The organism is Actinosynnema sp. ALI-1.44 (assembly GCF_001984155.1).
Classification (GTDB): domain Bacteria; phylum Actinomycetota; class Actinomycetes; order Mycobacteriales; family Pseudonocardiaceae; genus Kibdelosporangium.
Map to the genome: position 1 here is coordinate 76,055 of NZ_MTQO01000052.1, position 16,834 is coordinate 92,888.

The following is a 16,834-nucleotide window of genomic DNA, read 5'->3' on the forward strand; positions in this document are numbered from 1 at the left end:
ACGAAATGGCGCCCACACACCCGCGGAGTCAAACATAATGGCGGCATGGCGCGATATTCCGCGGAGCAGATCTACGGGTTCGCGCGCGAGGCTGGGTTCTCCCCCGATCGCGCCGCGACGATGACCGCGATCGCCATGGCCGAGTCCGGCGGGAACGACGGCGCGCACAACCCGGTCGGGGAGAACAGCAAGGGCCTGTGGCAGATCAACCAGGCGGCACACCCGAAGTTCGCCAACATCAACCTGTTCGACCCGGTGCAGAACGCCAGGGCGGCCTTCCAGGTCTCCAAGGGCGGTGACGACATCTCGCCGTGGACGACCACGCACAAGGGTTCCGCCGCGAAGTACCTGAAGTACAAGGAGCAGGCGCAGGCGGCGGCCGAGGCGTACGGCGACGGGCCCAACCGGGGGATGTGGACCGGTGTCTCCGGCTACGGCGACCACACCTCGGCAGGCGACGCGCGCGGCGGCGGCCAGGGTGTCGCGCCGACGCAGTCAGCCACTTCCACCAGCGGCGCGAGCGACAACGTCAACGTCGGCCAGGCAGCGGCGGCGGCTCCGGCGGCGGACGCGCCGGCCGAGCAGCAAGTCGGCGCCCAGTACGGCGCGCCACTGGACGGCGACGCGGCGACGGGTCCTGGCGGCGTGCAGAGCGTGACAGCCACCGCGAACGACCCCACCGCGCTCGCCGAGAAGCAGGCGGGCGCCCAGTACGGCGCACCGCTGGACGAGGACAGGGCGACGGCCGCCCCACCGCCCACCCCAGCCAGCACACCAGCTCCCAGCCAGACCATGGGCCAGCAGTCGGTGGCCCCCGGCGACGGCACCAAGCTGCAGACGTTCCTCAACTCGGCCGTGGCGCAGACCGGCGACAAGTACGTGTTCGGCCACGAAGTGAGCGTCAGCGACCGCAACCCCAGCACTTTCGACTGCTCGGAGCTGGTGGAATGGGCCGCGGGCCAGGCAGGCGTGAAGGTGCCGGACGGCTCGTGGTTGCAGTACCGGCAGCTCGCCAACAGCGGCACGACCATGTCGGTCGAGCAGGCCATGCGGACCCCGGGCGCGTTGCTGTTCAGCTTCTCGTCCGACCCGATGAAGGGTGGCCGCCCGTCGGCCGCGCACGTGGCGATCAGCCTGGGCAACGGCAAGACGATCGAGGCCAAGGGCACGCAGTACGGCGTCGGCTCGTGGGAGGCCAACACCAAGCGCTTCCAGTACGCGGGTTACCTGCCGGAAATGGGCGCGGGTATCGGCGGCGTCGCGCCGCCGCCGCCTCCCCCTCCGCCGACGGACTCGTTCACGCACCGCGTGAACACCGATCCGGCGCCGATGGACCGCAACCCGTCCACGGTCGCGGCCAGCCACCAGATGACCAACGCCGAGCCGCCGCCCACGCCGGTACCGGCGCCCGAGCCGCCACCTCCCCCGCCGCCCCCGCCTGCCGAGGTGCCGCAGGCCGCCGCGCCCGCGTCGTCCGACGACCTCGACCACGACAACCAGGACGACGGCATCCAGAGCGCGCACGACTGGATCGCCCCGGAGGACCATTCGTTGCCGGACGCCCAGCACGCTCCTGACCAGGACTTCGGTCACGACCCCACCCCTGGGCACTGAGGCTCATGACCGGACCACGCAGTGCGGCCGAGACCGCCGAGATGCTCGAACTGATCGACACGGCGATCACCGAGACCCGCTCGGCCGGGCGGCCCGACCTGGCCGAGAAGCTGATCAAGTGCCGTCGCCAGCTGACCACGGGAGCGTGGCACGTCCTGGTCGCCGGTGAGTTCAAGAAGGGCAAGAGCGCGTTGGTCAACGGCCTGCTCGGGGTGCCGGTGTGCGGGGTCGACGCGGTCGCGTTCACCGCTGTCCCGACGTCGGTCAAGCACGGTGACAAGCCGACGGCGTACCTGGTGCCGAGCGCGCCGGACGACGCTCCGCAGCTGCCGCCACCGATCAAGATCGACATCAGGAAGGCGGCCGAGTACGCCAGGACCGGCCTGGCCGACGACGGCAGCAGGCTGCGGGCGATCGAGACCACGCTGAAACGGGAGATCCTGGCCGACGGGCTCGTCCTGATCGACACGCCGGGGCTCGGCGGCGGGTTCGCCGCGGCGGCCGCGGCGGCGACGATGCGGGCGCTCGCTCTGGCCGACGGCGTGATCGTGGTGACCGACGCGTCGCAGGAGCTGACGGCGGCCGAGGTCGACTTCATCAGGCACGCGGTCGACGTCTGCCCGAACCTGATCGTCGTGCTCACCAAGACCGACTTCTACCCGCAGTGGCAACGAATCCTCGACCTGGACCGGCAGCACCTGCGCACCGCCGGGATCGACGCCGAGATCGTCGCGGTGTCGTCGACGCTGCGGGAGCTGGCGCTGGACACCGGCGATCCGGCGCTCAACGCCGAATGCGGCTTCCCTGTGCTGGTCGAACGCCTCGGTTCGCGGCTGCTCGCCGACCACGCCGCCAAGTCCGTGCTCGCCGCGGCCGGTGTCGTGCGCAACTCGTTGCGCCAGGTCGCCGAGACGCTGGAGACCGAGCACAAGGCGTTGACCAAACCGGAGGAACGCCAGGCCACCATCCGCAAGGTGGAGGCCAGCGGGGCGCGGGCGAAGGCGCTGTCGAGCCCGTCGGCGCGGTGGCTGAACACGATCACCGACCGGTTCGCCGACATCCAGGCGAACGTGGACGCCGACCTGACCGACTGCTCGCGCAGGCTGGAGAACGAGGTCACCAAGCGGATCAAGGAGGGCGACCCGACCAAGGAGTGGTCGGAGATCGTGCCGTGGCTGCAGAAACGCGCGAACGAGGAGCTGACCGACGCGCACACCCGGCTGATCCGGCAGATCGACGAGCTCGCCGACGACGTGGCGGCGCTGTTCGACGCGACCGCCGAGCAGGTCGAGGCGATCGGCAAGGGTGACATGTCGATCGGGCCGGATCTGAAGCTGGAGAACCTGGCCAGCAAGAAGGGCGGCAAGCTGGAGGTCGGGATGCACGCGGCCCGCGGCTGGTCGCTCTCGAGCTCGATCGTGACGACCGTGCTGGTCACGACGCTGGCGCCGAGTCTGTTGATCGTCCTGCCGATCACGGCGGCGCTGGGTTCGGTGTTCGCGTGGCGCGCCGTGCGCAGCTACAAGACCACGAAGGTCGACGCCGCCCGTGCCGAGGCTCTGCGCGCGTCCGCCGTGTACCTCAACCAGGCCAGGATGGACGCCAACCGCGCGGCGTACGACCTGATCCGGCACAGCCGCGGCAAGATCCGCGACTACTACCTCGACCAGGCGCAGGAAATGGTCTCGGCGGCCAAACACGAGCAGGAGGCGGCGATGCGCGCGGTGCAGGCCGACGCGCAGGCGGCGGCGGCTCGTGGCGCGGCGGCCAAGACGGAGCTCGACCGGGTGTCGGCGCTGCTGGCGACCGCGGAGCGGGTGTCGACACAGAGGGGCCGGTCGTGACAGTTTCCCTTGCCGCCCGGGTCCGTTCGCTGCTCAACGACGCGGCGCAGGCCTATCAGGGCCGCCAGAGCGGGCGGGTCCTCAACGACGTCGCCAGGCACCTCGACGGCCCGCTGCGGGTGGCGATCGCGGGCCGGGTGAAGGCCGGGAAGTCCACTTTGCTCAACGCGCTCGTCGGCACGCGGATCGCGGCGACCGACGCGGGCGAGTGCACGAGGATCGTGACGTGGTACTTCCGGGGCCCGCAGCCGCGGGCGACCGCCTTCCCGCACGCCACAAGGCCCATAGGGCTCGCGCTCGACCACGACGGCAGCCGGTACACCCTCGACCTGGGGACGCTGGACGTCGAGACCGTCGACCGGATCGAGGTGGCGCTGCCCAGCGAGTGGCTCGGCCAGATGACCCTGGTCGACACGCCGGGGATGGGGTCGCTGACGGAGTCGGCCGGGCGCCGGACGCAGGACTTCCTCGGCGAGACGGCGAGTGTGGACGCGGTGTTGTACTTGATGCGGCACCTGCATTCCACGGACATCGACTTCCTCGACGCGTTCAACGACAGCAGCGACGCGGCTGACAGTTCGCCCGTCAACGCGGTCGGTGTGCTGTCCCGTGCCGACGAGGTCGGTGGTGGCGAGGAGGACGCGATCACGCACGCCGGGAAGGTGGCGGCCGGGTATCGGGCCGATTCCCGGATCCGCAGTCTGGTGCACACCGTGCTGCCGGTCGCCGGGTTGCTGGCCGAGACGGCAGCGACCATGAGCGACAAGGACTTCGCCGACCTGCGGGCGATCGCGTCGGCCAGCGAAGGCGCGACCATGCCGCTGTTGTTGTCGGCCGGGCGGTTCGTGTCGCCGACACGCGCGGTCACGGTGGACCCCGAGTCGCGGCAGCGGTTGCTGTCGATGCTCGGCCTGTACGGGCTGCGGCTGAGCCTGGACTTCATGCGGTCCGGCAACGTCGACCGGGCCCGGTTGTGCACGTTGTTGCGGGAACGCAGTGGGCTCAGCGAACTGCGGCACCTGCTGTTGACCCAGTTCGCCCAGCGCCGGGACGTGTTGAAGGCCGACGGCGCGTTGCGAGTGATCGAGTCCGTCACGCGCAACGATCCGATCCCGGCCGCCCCACGGCTGCGCCAGGCGGTGGAGCGGGTGCGGGCGGGTGCGCACGAGTTGACCGAGCTGCGGCTGCTCACCGAGTTGCGGACGGGTTCGGTGCAGGCACCGACCGAGCAGATCGCCGTCATGGAGCGCTTGCTCGGCGGGCAGGGGACGTCGGTCGCCGATCGGCTGAACCTGCGCCCCGACGCTCCTTTTGAGACAGTCAATGCCGCGATCACCGGGATGCACGGGCATTGGCGGCGGGTCGCCCAGAACCAGCTGATCGATCCCAGCTTCTCCCGGGCGGCCCAGGTCCTGCAGCGGACGTGTGAAGGGCTGGCCGCCACTGTCCGGTCGGCGCCGCAGCGCCCGCAGCCGCCGCAACCTCCGCAAGGGGGTAACAGACAGGCGCCGCCGCAGCGGCGTCAAGGTCCGCCGCCGGTGGACAAGACGGAAACCATCCGCAAGCCGCCGTCGCCGGAGGACAAGACCACCGCGTTCCAGCGACCGACGAACATCCCGCGCGGTCAGGGCAACGGCCGCCCCAGGGATTGACGACCCACCAAACTGCAACTACGGTTGTTACAGTCAGGTCGGAGCGCGAAGGGGCCGTGGTGAGTCTCAGCAGCAGGAGCGCGGTCGCGATTCACGCGCTCACGATGCTGGGACGCTGGGATCGCTCGTTGACGTCCGCCGAGATCGCGGACAGCCTGGCAAGCAACCCGGTTCTGGTGCGACGCATACTCGGCAGCCTGCGCGACGCGGACCTGGTGCTGTCCACCGAAGGACGCGGTGGCGGCTGGCTGCTTGCCCGCCCAGCACGCGAGATCACGCTGCACGACGCGTACACGGCAGTGGAGGCGGGGCCGATCCTGTCGCGGCACGCACATCCACCCAGCGACGCGTGCGAGGTCGGGCGGCACATGCAGAACCTGCTCGAAACCGAGTTCCGGGACGCGGAAAACGCCATGCGGGAACGCCTGAGCCGCACGACCATCGAGCACCTGGTCCAGCAAGTGCTGGCCAGTGAGCGCACGCACCACAACTGACTGGACACACCCCAGGCGGAGGTGAACCCTCCGCCCTTCTCACACCCTAACTGTAACCACAATAGTTGCAGTTAACTCCGTGCGGAGGACGCCACGAAATGACGACGACGGAACGAACCAGCTCAGAACTGTCCCTGATGGCGGTGCTCATGCCAGCGGTGCTCGTCACGGTCATCGCCAGCGACATGGTCAACCTCATGCTCCCATCGATCGGGGCGCAGTTCGGTGCGTCCGAGGCGGAGCTCGCATGGGTCGTCACCGGCTTCCTGCTGACCTTCGCGGTCGGCATCCCGTTCTACGGCCGCATATCCGACCGAGTGAGCCTGCGGCGTCTCTTCGGGTTCGCTCTGCTGGCCTTCGCTGCCGGGAGCCTGGTCTGCGCGCTCGCCCCGGACCTGCTCGTCCTCGTGCTCGGCCGGATCGTGATGGGCGTCGGGGCGGCCGCGCTACCCGTGCTCTCGATCATCGCCGTCACCAGGCTGATGCCTTCGGACAAACGAGGGATGGGGATCGGCGTCGTCTCGGCGGCGACGGGAATCGGCACGGCCGCCGGACCGGCCCTTGGCGGCGGGATCGGCCAGGCCTTCGGGTGGCAGGCCCTGTTCTGGCTCATGCTCGTGGTCGCGTTGGTGCTGCTTCCCGCCGCGTTGCGCGTGCTACCAGGCGAAGCCGCGGCCGGTAAGGTTCGATTCGACCTGCTCGGCGGCCTGCTGCTCGGCCTCGGCGCCGGGCTGTTCCTGTTCGGCATCACCCAGGCGCAGGTCGCCGGTTTCGGCGCGGCCCCGTCTTGGGCAAGCCTTGCGGTGGCAGCCGTGGCAATCGCGCTCTTCGGGTGGCGCACGGTTCGCGTCGCGCAACCGTTTGTCCCGCCTGCGCTGTTCACCAACCGGGTCTACCGGGCCGCTGTCGTCGTGGCTTTTCTCGCCATGATCGTCAACCTCGGCGTGCTGGTGTTCGTCCCACTGCTGGTCGTCGACGCCAACGGTCTCACCCCGGGCGCCGGGGCACTGGTCATGATTCCTGCCGGAGTCGCCGTCGCGCTCCTGTCGCCGTTGATCGGCCGTCTCGCCGATCGCATCGGCACCCGGCCCCTGACACTGATCGGCCTGGGGTTCATGGGTGTGTTCACCCTGTTCCTTTCGACCTTCACGGGTGGCGCGTCGGTCATCCCCGCCGGGGCCGGGGTGCTCGGGCTCAGCACCGGTTTCATCCTCGTGATCACCCCGATCATCAGCGCGGCGGCCGACGCGCTCCCGGCCGAGCAGGTCGGCGTCGGTCTCGGGATCCTCCAAGGAGCCCAGTTCCTCGGCGCAGGCACCGGCCCGGCCCTGCTCGGTGTCCTGGTAACAGCACGGCAGCAAACCGGCGCCGTCAACCCGTTGTTTCCGAGTCACGCGGGCGCCGCGTACTCCGACGCTTTCCTCGCCATGACCGTGGTCGTCGCCCTCACGTTGATCGTCGCGTTCGGGATGCGCCCCACGGCACAGCAACCCGCGGCCTAGGAACCAGTGCGTTGACCGAAGGCGGCCACCCACATCGCGGCGTCGGTCGTGTTCTTCTCCCCCGCCTGGCCCAGCCCGACGATCACAACCTGCCTGTCCGCCACCGGGTACATGCCGTTGAGGAAGATCGCACGCGGCGAGTTCGACGCGCTGGCGACGTTCCAGCGTTCCCAGCGCTGGTCCTTCGCCTGGGTCCAGCAGCTCAGCGGGGGTGGCTGGCCCGACCCTATCGAGCCGCACACCATCAGCGTCCCGTCGGACAGGCGTGCGATGCCCTTCAGGTTCGGCCCGCCCTCCGGGATGTACGGGGACTGGTCCCATTTCAGGCCGTCCTTGGACGTCCAGATCGCCGGGCCTTGTTTGGCGCCCTGCAGAACCGATCCGACCGCGACGAACAGGCCGTCCGCCGATGTGGTGACCTTCTCGACGTTCTGCGGCCCTGTCCCGGACAATCCCGTTGTCTGCACGAGATTCCACGTATTGCCGTCGCCGGAGGCGTAGACCGCCGCGTCGCCGTTCTTGCTGTCGTTGCGGTCGTCGCGGCCGATGGCGATCAGTTTGTTCTCCGGTCCCACGGTCACCGCGTTGAACTCCTTCAGACCTGAAGTCGCGTTCAGGTCACCCTGCACGGGAAGCAACGCCCACTTCGTCCCGTCCGGCGACGTCCACACCGCCGGGCGTTTCTTCTGGCCGGTTCCCGTCCACCCGACCGCGACCAAAGTGGACCCCACCGGGGTCACGTCGAGAATCAGGCCCTGGCCGTCCTTGCCGACCTCCGCCTCGACGAAGTCCTCCTTGCCGCCTTTGCTCAGCCACGCCCGTGGTTCGCGGTTCTCCGAGAAGCCGACTGCGACCACGTCACCGTTCTCCGTTCCGGTCACGGCCGTCATCTCGTCGGTTCCCGCCGGTGGGATCACGAGCGGCTGGCCGGTCAGCGTGATCTTGCCGACCGCCGCCGGGCCTTCGATCCGCGCCGTGGCGTCCTTGCCGCTCTGCTGTGCGCCGCTGTCGCTGGAGGACTTGTTCAGCACGAAGAAGATCAGCCCAGCCACCACGGCCACGATGACCAGGACGACGAGCAACGCGATCAGCCTGCCGCGCTCCTTGCCACCCGCCTCGCTCGTGCGTACTTCGGCGAACTGGTCGCCGCCGCGCGGCGGCGGTGCCATGGCGACCGGTTCGAGGGGCTGCATCGCCTTCAGCACTGTCCGGATGTCCGTCACACCGGTCAGGCCGGACCGGGCCAGGTCGACCTTCTCGCTGACCGCGGGCGCGGGCAGGCCGTTGGGCGGCATCGGCGGCGGGATCGAGCCCATGCTCCGCTGGCCGGGGCCGTGTGGCGCGGGCATCGCCGACTGCGAGCGGTTGCCCGGTTGGTACGCGGGTGGGTGGGCCATCGGACGTGAGGCCGTCGGGTTGTACAGCGGATTCCCCGACTGGGGATTTCCCTGTGGCGGCGTCATGGGACGCGCGGGCGGCGCGAAGCCCCCGGACGACCTGATGCCCACCGCGCGTGGCGCCGCGGCGATCGCCGCACCGAGGCTGACGGTGTATTTCGGGTGCGCGTCCACCGCCACCCGGATACCCAGTTCGGCCGACAGCAGCTGGCGCACCAACGGGATCCGGCTCGACCCGCCGACCAGCAGCACGCCGTGCAACTTGGCCGGGTCGATCCCGGCGCGCCGCACCACCTGGCCGAACACGCCGACCGTGCCGAGCACCCGTTGTTTGATCAGGTCCTCGAACTCCGCGCGGGTGATCAGCACCTGGCGGCTCACGCCGGGCAGCACCACCGGAACGACTACCTCAACGTCCGCCGACAGTGCCTCTTTGGCCTCCACGACCGTGCTGAAAAGCTGCGCCATCGCGCTGGACACGACCGGATCGGTGAAGTCCAACTGGGCCACGTCCACGCCTGCCTGCGCGGCGACGTGCCTGAACAGGGCGTGGTCGAAGTCGATACCGCCGATCGAGTCGTCGCCGCCCGCTTCGCCGTGGATCTCCACCCCGGTCGCCGTCTTGCGAACGACGCTGGCGTCGAACGTGCCACCGCCGAAGTCGTAGATCCCGATCAGCGAACCGGGTTCGATCCGCTCCTGCGCCGCGTACCACGTCGCCGCCGCGACCGGCTCCGGCAGCAGCCCGACCTCGCGCAACCCGGCCAGCGTGGCGGCTTGGACCAGCAGGTTCTTGCGGTACTCGCCCCATGCCGCCGGATGGGTCAGCACGACGTGGTTCGGTGGGCCGCCCTGCAGCTCCGCCACGCGGCCCAGCGACCAGCGCATCACCTCGCCGGTGAGCTGGTGTGCGGTGAACCCCTTGCCGCCGACCAGGATCGGGATGTCGTCGCCCATCCGCCGCTTGAACTCGCGGGCCATTCTGTCCGGATCGGTGATGCCGCGCCGGGAAGCGGACTCGCCGACCAGGAAGCTGCCATCGTCGCGCAGGAACAGCACAGACGGGACGGCGTTGGCGCGGTTTCCCATCGGCACGGTCTGCACCCGGCCTTCACGCCACAACGCCGCCGCGGTGTATGTGGTCCCGATGTCGACACCCAGCGGATAGGTCACTCGCCAAACAGTAGTGGTCACAGTGTGACGTTTGGGCGCATTCGCGCGCCCGAACACTTCTCGTCACGGCCATGCGCCCATATCGCTGCACTTTCGGGCAGGCCGTGGGAGTCCAATCGGAATAGTGTTTCCGCCGAACCGGCAGCGCGGGGCTGTTCGGGACCACGTCTGGGGGCGGCGATGACCTACGGCACTCAGCTCGCCGAGCGCGTCGGCTGGGTCCAGCGCCGCTGCAACGAACTGGTCCGCAATGTCGAGCACTTCATCCACGGCAAGACCAACGTCATCTGGAACGCCGTTGTCGGCCTGCTCGCCGAAGGGCACCTGTTGATCGAGGACGTGCCCGGCGTGGCCAAGACTTCGCTGGCCAAGGCGATCGCGCACTCGATCGGCGGGTCGATGCGCCGGATCCAGTTCACGCCGGACCTGTTGCCGTCCGATGTGGTCGGTGTGCAGATCTACGACACGACCAAGGGCCAGTTCCAGTTCAAGGAAGGGCCGGTCTTCGCCAACATCCTGCTCGGCGACGAGATCAACCGGGCGTCGCCGAAGACGCAGTCGGCGCTGCTCGAGGCGATGGCCGAGCGCCAGGTCACTGTGGACGGTGTGACGTACCCGCTGCCGCGGCCCAACTTCGTGATCGCCACCCAGAACCCGGTCGACCAGCAGGGCACGTACTCGCTGCCGGAGGCCCAGCTCGACCGGTTCATGATGCTGTTGCGGATCGGCTACCCGACGCCGGAGCACGAGGTCCGCATCGTCGGCGACGCGATCGCCCGCAGGCTGCCGGAGCAACTGCAACCGGTCTGCACGATCGAGGACATGCAGCAGATGGTCGAGGTGGTGCGGGGCATCTACGTGGCACCGGCGCTGCAGGCGTTCATCGTCACGATCACCAACGCGACCAGGACCATCCCCCAGTTGAAGCTCGGTGCGAGCCCGCGTGCCAGCAACGCGCTGGCCACCGCGGCGCAGGCACGGGCGGCGGTGGACGGGCGCGCGTTCGTCACCGCGGACGACGTCAAGCAGATGGCCAAGCCCGTTCTGGCGCACCGGCTCGTGCTCACGCCCGAAGCCGCTGTGCAGGAGTTCAAGCCGGAGGGCCTCATCGACCGCATCCTCACCGCGGTACCCGTGCCGCAGGCCCCCGTCGGGGCGTGAGATGCCTACCCGCTCCGGTGTGGCGGCCGCCGTCTCGGCGGTCGTCCTGCTCGCCATCGGCTGGCTCGCCGACTACCCCGAACTGATCGCGCTCGGGTTCGCCGCCATGACCGCGTTGGCCGTCGCCGGTGCGTGGATGGCGTTGCGCCCGGACCTGTCCGCTGTGCGGGAGGTGCGTCCGCAGCGGGTCTCGGAGGGCGAGAAGGCGATGGGCGTGATCACGCTGACCAACGAGTCCAAGCGCCGCAGCCCGCCGATCCTCGCCACCGAGCGAATGGCCAACCGCGAGGTGCAGGTGCCGATCCCGAGCCTGGCCGCGGGCAGCGAGCACGCCACTACCTACTACTTGCCGACCAACCGGCGTGGCATCCACCAGGTCGGCCCGATGTCGATCGGGCACACGGACCCGTTGCGGCTCATGCGGGTCGGCACTGTCTTCTCGGCTTTCTCGACGCTGTACGTGCATCCACGTTTGGTCCCCGTCGAACCGGTGCCGACCGGGCAGACCAGGGACATGGACGGCCCGACCTCCAGCTACGCGCCGCAGGGCGGTGTCGCGTTCCACAGCCTGCGTGAGTACGTGCCCGGCGACGACTGGCGGCTGATCCACTGGAAGTCGACCGCGCGCACCGGTCAGATGATGGTGCGGCACAACGTCGTTCCCAATCAGCCCCGGCTGATGGTCGTCCTGGACACGAACTCGCTCGGCTACTCCGAGGAGACGTTCGAGTCGGCGGTCAGCGCGGCGGCGTCGTTGGCGATCGCGGCGATCCGCGATGGCTTCCCGTTGGAACTGCGCACCACGAGCGGCGGGGTCGCGGCCAGTGACCGGGCGTACGACGGGGCCGTGCCCGCGCTGGATCTCCTGGCCGCCGCCAAGGCGACCCGGAACGACCCCGGTCTGACGGCGTTGCCCGGCATGGTGTCGACCGATGACAGCGTCGCGCTCGGTGTCGTGACCGGCACGCCCGATCCGCGGGTGTTGTCCGTGTTGCCGACGGTTCGCAGGCATTTCCTCATGGTCAGCCTGGTCCAGTTCGCGGGCAGGAAGATCCCGCCGACGCCGTTGAACGGGGTCGTGTCGCTGACGGCTCGCACGGCCGACGAGTTCGCCGACGCCTGGAACAAGCTGGTGCGTAAGTGACAGCGATCCGGCCGCAGTCGCCGCCCGCGGGTCCCAGCAGCGCGGGCGGCAACGTCACGCACACGATCAGTGTGACCCAGTCGGCGTTGCTCGACCCGAACCCGCCGACGGCCAGGAGGGCCAAACGGGCGCGACAGCACATCCCGCAGAGCCAGCCACGGCTGCGGATGGGGTTTCCCGCGTACACGCAACTGGTGCTGGCCGGTGTCTCCATCGGTGTGTCCGGTCTGTTGTACTTGAGGTACTACAGCGGTCTCGGCTTCCTGATCTCGATGCTGACCGCGGCCGCCGCGGGTGTGCTGATCGGTGCGGTCGCCGCGGTGCGGCGTTGGTCCGGGCTGGTCACGATCGGCGCAGGCGTGCTCGGGTTCCTCGTGATCGCGGTCTTCGCGGTGTCGCGTGACACGCTCGACCGCGGCATCCCCACGTGGACGACGCTGAAGTCGGTCGCGTCCGGCCTGGTCTCCGGCTGGGCGAAGATGCTGTCGGTGAACCTGCCCGCCGATCCGCGCGGGGAACTGGAGTTCACGCCCGCGCTGATCTGTTTCGCCGCCGGGATCGTCGCGGCGACCCTGGTACTGCGGACCAAGTCCCTGCTCGCGCCGGTGTTGCCGCCGGTCGTGGCCTTCGGCTTCGCTCTGCCGATCACGGCACCCCGGTCGGTCGGCGGCCTCGTGCCCGTGGCCGTCCTGCTCACACTGGTGTTGTTGCTGGCGCTGATCCGCGCGGGCACGTCGGATCCGTTGGCCCGCACGATCGACACGAAAGCCATGTGGGGCCGGTTCCTCTTCGGCCTCCCGGTGGTGGCCGTCGCGGTCGCCGCGGGTATCGCCGGGATGGAGTTCGTGCCGCTCGCGGACGGTGGCAACCGGTTCGACCTGCGCGAGGTCGTCGAGCCGCCGCTGAACGTCGATGACCTGATCAACCCGTTGGCCACGTTGAAAACACAGTTGCGCAAACCCGACGCCGACATGTTCACGGTGAAGCTGACCGGGGACACCGCCGGGGTGGACCGGATCAGAACCGTCGCACTGGACAGGTTCGACGGCGCGATGTGGAGCGCACAGGACCAGTTCCTGCTGGCGGGCGGAACACTCCCGCAGGACGAGTCGCTGGTCGACCCGCGCAGGATCACGCTGGACGTCCAGGTCACCGGGCTGCCGGGACAGTACCTGCCCGAAATCGGCTCGCCGGTGTCGATCTCGGGCGCGCCCAGGGTCGGCTACAGCAAGACGTCCGGCATCCTGGCGACCGACCAGCAGCCGGGCGGGTGGAAGTACCGGCTCGTCACCGAGGTCGGCAGGAAGACCGGGCTGGACAAGAGCGTCCCGTACGTCTCGGGCTCGGCCCGGTACACCGACCTGCCGCGCGACGATCCCCGCCTGCCGGACATCATCCTGGCCAAGGGCAACGAACTCGCTGCGGGCGCGTCCGAGCCGTACGCCAAGCTGATGGCGATCCAGCGGTACATGCAGTCGTTCCCGTACAGCCTGGACACCCGCCCCGGCCATTCCTACGACGCGTTGAGCAGGTTGTTCGGCCCGAACACCAACGAGCAGGTCGGGTACGCCGAGCAGTTCGCGTCCGCGTTCGCCGTGCTGGCCAGGACGCAAGGGTTCCCGACCAGGGTCGCGGTCGGCTACATGCTGGACAAGAACCGCATGAAGGGCGACACCTACCACGTCAGGTCGGGTGACGCGCACGCGTGGGCCGAGGTGAACCTCGCCGGGTACGGCTGGGTGGCGTTCGAGCCGACCGATCCCCAGCGGCACCCGGCGAACGCGCCGAAACCGAAGGAAACCGAGACACCCGCGGACGAGAACCGGCCGGAGGAGAACTCCACGGCGTCCCAGACCGCCGAGGACCCGAACCTGCCCCGGCTCGGCGAGGGCGCGCTGACCGTGCTGGACTGGGCGCTGTTCGTCCTCATCGGACTCGGCTGTCTCGTCGTGCTCACACCGATCGCCGTTGCCGTGGAGAAGTTCCGCAGACGACGGCAACGCCGTTCCGGGAGCCGTGCGGCCCGGATCATCGGCGCGTGGCAGCAGGCCACGGACAAGCTGATCGAACACGGCGTTCCGGTGACAGCGGCATCGACCCCGAAGGAGATCAGCGATCAGGCCAGGGAGAGGATCGGCGAGGACGGCACCGGCGCGCTCGCGGTGCTGGCCCCGATCGTCACCTCAGCCGTGTCCGAACCGGCCGAGCCGGATGACGCCGCGGTCGACACGGCCTGGCAGCTGGAAAGCCAGCTGCGCGGCGAGTTGCGCAGAACCGGCAGTCCATTGTTGACCATCCGCGCGTGGCTCGACCCGCGTCCGCTGTATGCGCGCTGGCGTGACGAACGCAGGCGCAGGCGTGCGATGGAGAGGCTCACCAGGGGATGACTGCCGTGACGGTCGACGCGACCAGGACGATATGCGTGTGTGAGAGCAACGCGGGCCGTTGCCTCGACGTCCTCGTATCACCCCAATACCGAGAGGCGGGGGTATGACGCCGTTATCCCTGCGAAAGCCGTGGATTCGCAACACCACAGCCGCCGTTTCCACCGTACTCGCCGTCGGCGGGATGGCCGTGGCCGGTGTGGACAGTGGGCACGAGGCCCATGACGTCAAGCTGCTGTCCGGTGCGGCCTGGCTGGCGTCCGGCCGGGTCGGGCAGTTGAGCCTGCTGGACGGTCCGTCGACGGAAGTGTCCGCACAGGTCCAGGTCTCGGCGCCGGGTTCGGTGCTGGACGTGGTGCAGGCCGGGCCGAACGCGTACGCGGTCGACCAGACATCGGGGACCATTCGGCGGATCGACGGGGCAACGTTCGAGGTCAGCGCGCCGGAGTCGCCGATCCCCGGCGCACGCGGCGGGCTGACCGCGTTCGCGGGCTCGGGCAAGCTGTACATCGTGGACACTCAACGTGGGCTGTTCACCAACGCCGACCCACGAACCGGACGCGCGCTGAGCGACGTCAAGAACCTCCCCACGCAGATCGCGCCCGGCACGACCGGGATCGACGCGGGCGGCAGGCTCTGGATCTCCGACAACGCCACCGGCGAGGTGCGGATGATCTCCGACGACAACCCCGCCGAGCAGATCGAGGGCGTCACGCGGCCCGGACGCAGCCCGCTGACCATCACCAAGGGCAAACCAGTGGTGGTCGACATCGCGGCGCGCAAGGCGACGGTGCTGGACCCGATCATGCGACGGGCGAGTGGCACGATCGATCTCGACCTGCGCGGCGGTGAGGACGTCCAGGTCAGTGGTTCGCCGTACGGCGACCGGTTCTACCTCGTCGCGCCCCGGGGCGTGCTCACGATCTGCGAACTGGACGAGGACAACTGCTCGAGCACCGTCCCGCTGGCCGGGGGCAAGCTCGGTGCCGCCGTGGAGGCGGGCAACCGCTTGTTCGTGCCCGATTTCACCACCGGGCAGGTCTGGATCGTCGACCTGGAGAAGCGGTCCGTGCTCGCCCGGCCGCAGGTGCTCAAGACCGCGCGGCAGTTCCAACTGGTGTCCAGGGACGGTGTGGTCTTCTTCAACGACTCGGAGTCCGACCAGGCCGGTGTGATCACACTGGACGGAACCGTGCTGGACGTGGCGAAGTACGACGCGAAGGACCCGAACAAGGGCCTGAACGCGCCGATCAAGGGCGTGCCGACCCAACCGAACGCGCCTCAGCAACAGCAGCAGAACCCGGCACAGGCACCTGTCGTTCCGCAACAACCACAGCAACAACAGCAACAACAACCCCCGCCGAACCAGCCTCAGAACCCGGTTCCCTCGCAGAACCCGCCTGCCCCGTACCAACCACCTCCACCCCCTCCCCCGCCACCACCACCCCCGGCGCCGCCCGAGCAGCCGCCACCGACGCCGGATCCCCCGCCCCAAGATCCGCCACGGCCGGAGAAACCGGTCATCAAGATCACGCCGTCGAAGGCGAGCCCGGTGGTCGGCGAGACCATCACGTTGAAGGTCGAGGACAGCAAGAGCATCGCGCCGACCAAGGCGGACTGGACATTCGGTGACTCCCGGATGGGCACCGGCGCGATGGTCAGCCACAAGTGGGCCGCGCTGGGCACGTACCAGGTCAGCGTCGCGGTGACGATGCCGGACGGGCAGACCGCGACCACCTCACGTCCGATCGAGGTCACCAAGCCACCGGACAGCAAAGTGCCGAACGTCGTCGGGCAGACGGAGAACGCCGCGAAGACCGCCATCGCCAACGCGAACCTGCGCACCACGGTCAAACCGGTCGCCAGCCACACTGTCGCCGCCGGTCTGGTCATCACGCAGGACCCGGCGGGTGGGAAAGTCGTCGCACCGCAGTCGATGGTGACGATCCAGGTGTCCACGGGCAAACCGGCCGCGGTCGACCTGCTCGCCCGAGCGGGCAGCGCGGCGTGGCGCAGCGGAGCTGGAACGCTGCCGTACAACGGGAGCGACAGCGACATAAAGGGTTTCGTCAAGCCACGCAACGGCCCGATCCTCGAGGACGGCTCGTCGCCCGCGTTCCTGGAAACACACCCGCAGTGGGTCGACAACGGCTACATCGAAGGCACGTACAACCTGCCACGCGCGGTGGTGGCCGGTGACCGGTTCAAGACGACGGTCGGCTTCATGGCCGTACAGAGCCCGCCATCGGCGGGTGGTGGCACGTTCATCGTCAGCGTGATCCGCGGCGGCGCCGCGACGACGATCGCGACCGTCGCCGACTCGGCGTCCGACGGGGTCATGCGGCCGATCAACGTCGACCTGACCCCGTACGCGGGCGCCACCCAGATCAGGTTCCGTTTCAACGCAGGTCCTTCCGCAGGCCAGGACTGGGCTTCCTGGGTCGGACCACGAATCGAAGGATGAACACC

10 protein-coding genes are annotated in these 16,834 nt (G+C 69.3%); 9 read left to right on the plus strand and 1 reads right to left on the minus strand.

Annotated elements, in window-relative coordinates:
- Positions 1-45 precede the first annotated feature (45 nt).
- From ALI144C_RS38285 to ALI144C_RS38305, 5 genes are all read left to right on the plus strand, one after another.
- A complete protein-coding gene (locus ALI144C_RS38285) occupies positions 46-1,614 on the plus strand; it encodes an NlpC/P60 family protein (protein ID WP_076992143.1) in 1,569 nt (522 codons plus the stop codon).
- A gap of 5 nt (positions 1,615-1,619) precedes the next feature.
- Positions 1,620-3,458 (plus strand): dynamin family protein, encoded by a 1,839-nt coding sequence (locus tag ALI144C_RS38290; RefSeq protein ID WP_076992144.1) that lies wholly within the window; start codon positions 1,620-1,622, stop codon positions 3,456-3,458.
- Entirely contained in the window at positions 3,455-5,110 is a 1,656-nt protein-coding gene (locus ALI144C_RS38295; RefSeq protein ID WP_076992145.1) for a GTPase, read from the plus strand. Before ALI144C_RS38290 ends, ALI144C_RS38295 begins: the two co-directional genes overlap by 4 nt.
- A 59-nt stretch (positions 5,111-5,169) precedes the next feature.
- A complete protein-coding gene (locus tag ALI144C_RS38300) occupies positions 5,170-5,604 on the plus strand; it encodes an RrF2 family transcriptional regulator (protein ID WP_076992764.1) in 435 nt (144 codons plus the stop codon).
- Between the two features lie 98 nt (positions 5,605-5,702).
- Entirely contained in the window at positions 5,703-7,106 is a 1,404-nt protein-coding gene (locus tag ALI144C_RS38305) for an MFS transporter (protein WP_076992146.1), read from the plus strand.
- Here the strand turns inward: ALI144C_RS38305 and ALI144C_RS38310 are convergent.
- Positions 7,103-9,676, minus strand: a complete 2,574-nt coding sequence (locus ALI144C_RS38310) for an Hsp70 family protein (RefSeq protein WP_076992147.1) — start codon at positions 9,674-9,676, stop codon at positions 7,103-7,105. The two genes, ALI144C_RS38305 and ALI144C_RS38310, sit on opposite strands and share 4 nt — an antisense overlap.
- A 180-nt stretch (positions 9,677-9,856) precedes the next feature.
- Between ALI144C_RS38310 and ALI144C_RS38315 the strand changes: the two genes are divergently transcribed.
- From ALI144C_RS38315 to ALI144C_RS38330, 4 genes are all read left to right on the plus strand, one after another.
- Positions 9,857-10,837: an AAA family ATPase gene (locus ALI144C_RS38315; protein ID WP_076992148.1), complete on the plus strand. Its 981-nt coding sequence runs from the start codon at positions 9,857-9,859 to the stop codon at positions 10,835-10,837.
- Between the two features lies 1 nt (position 10,838).
- Entirely contained in the window at positions 10,839-11,981 is a 1,143-nt protein-coding gene (locus tag ALI144C_RS38320) for a DUF58 domain-containing protein (RefSeq protein WP_076992149.1), read from the plus strand.
- On the plus strand, positions 11,978-14,368 hold the full coding sequence (locus tag ALI144C_RS38325; RefSeq protein ID WP_076992150.1) for a transglutaminase family protein: 2,391 nt from the start codon (positions 11,978-11,980) through the stop codon (positions 14,366-14,368). Before ALI144C_RS38320 ends, ALI144C_RS38325 begins: the two co-directional genes overlap by 4 nt.
- Positions 14,369-14,471: 103 nt before the next feature.
- Complete coding sequence (locus ALI144C_RS38330) at positions 14,472-16,829, plus strand: PKD domain-containing protein (RefSeq protein WP_076992151.1); 2,358 nt, start codon at positions 14,472-14,474, stop codon at positions 16,827-16,829.
- The last annotated feature ends 5 nt before the right edge of the window (positions 16,830-16,834 follow it).

What these genes read in the sequence shown, in the direction of transcription:
- ALI144C_RS38285 (WP_076992143.1), top strand. Translation starts at nt 46, where the DNA reads ATGGCGCGATATTCCGCGGAGCAGATCTACGGGTTCGCGCGCGAGGCT.
- ALI144C_RS38290 (WP_076992144.1), top strand. Translation starts at nt 1,620, where the DNA reads ATGACCGGACCACGCAGTGCGGCCGAGACCGCCGAGATGCTCGAACTG.
- ALI144C_RS38305 (WP_076992146.1), top strand. Translation starts at nt 5,703, where the DNA reads ATGACGACGACGGAACGAACCAGCTCAGAACTGTCCCTGATGGCGGTG.
- ALI144C_RS38315 (WP_076992148.1), top strand. Translation starts at nt 9,857, where the DNA reads ATGACCTACGGCACTCAGCTCGCCGAGCGCGTCGGCTGGGTCCAGCGC.
- ALI144C_RS38320 (WP_076992149.1), top strand. Translation starts at nt 10,839, where the DNA reads ATGCCTACCCGCTCCGGTGTGGCGGCCGCCGTCTCGGCGGTCGTCCTG.
- ALI144C_RS38330 (WP_076992151.1), top strand. Translation starts at nt 14,472, where the DNA reads ATGACGCCGTTATCCCTGCGAAAGCCGTGGATTCGCAACACCACAGCC.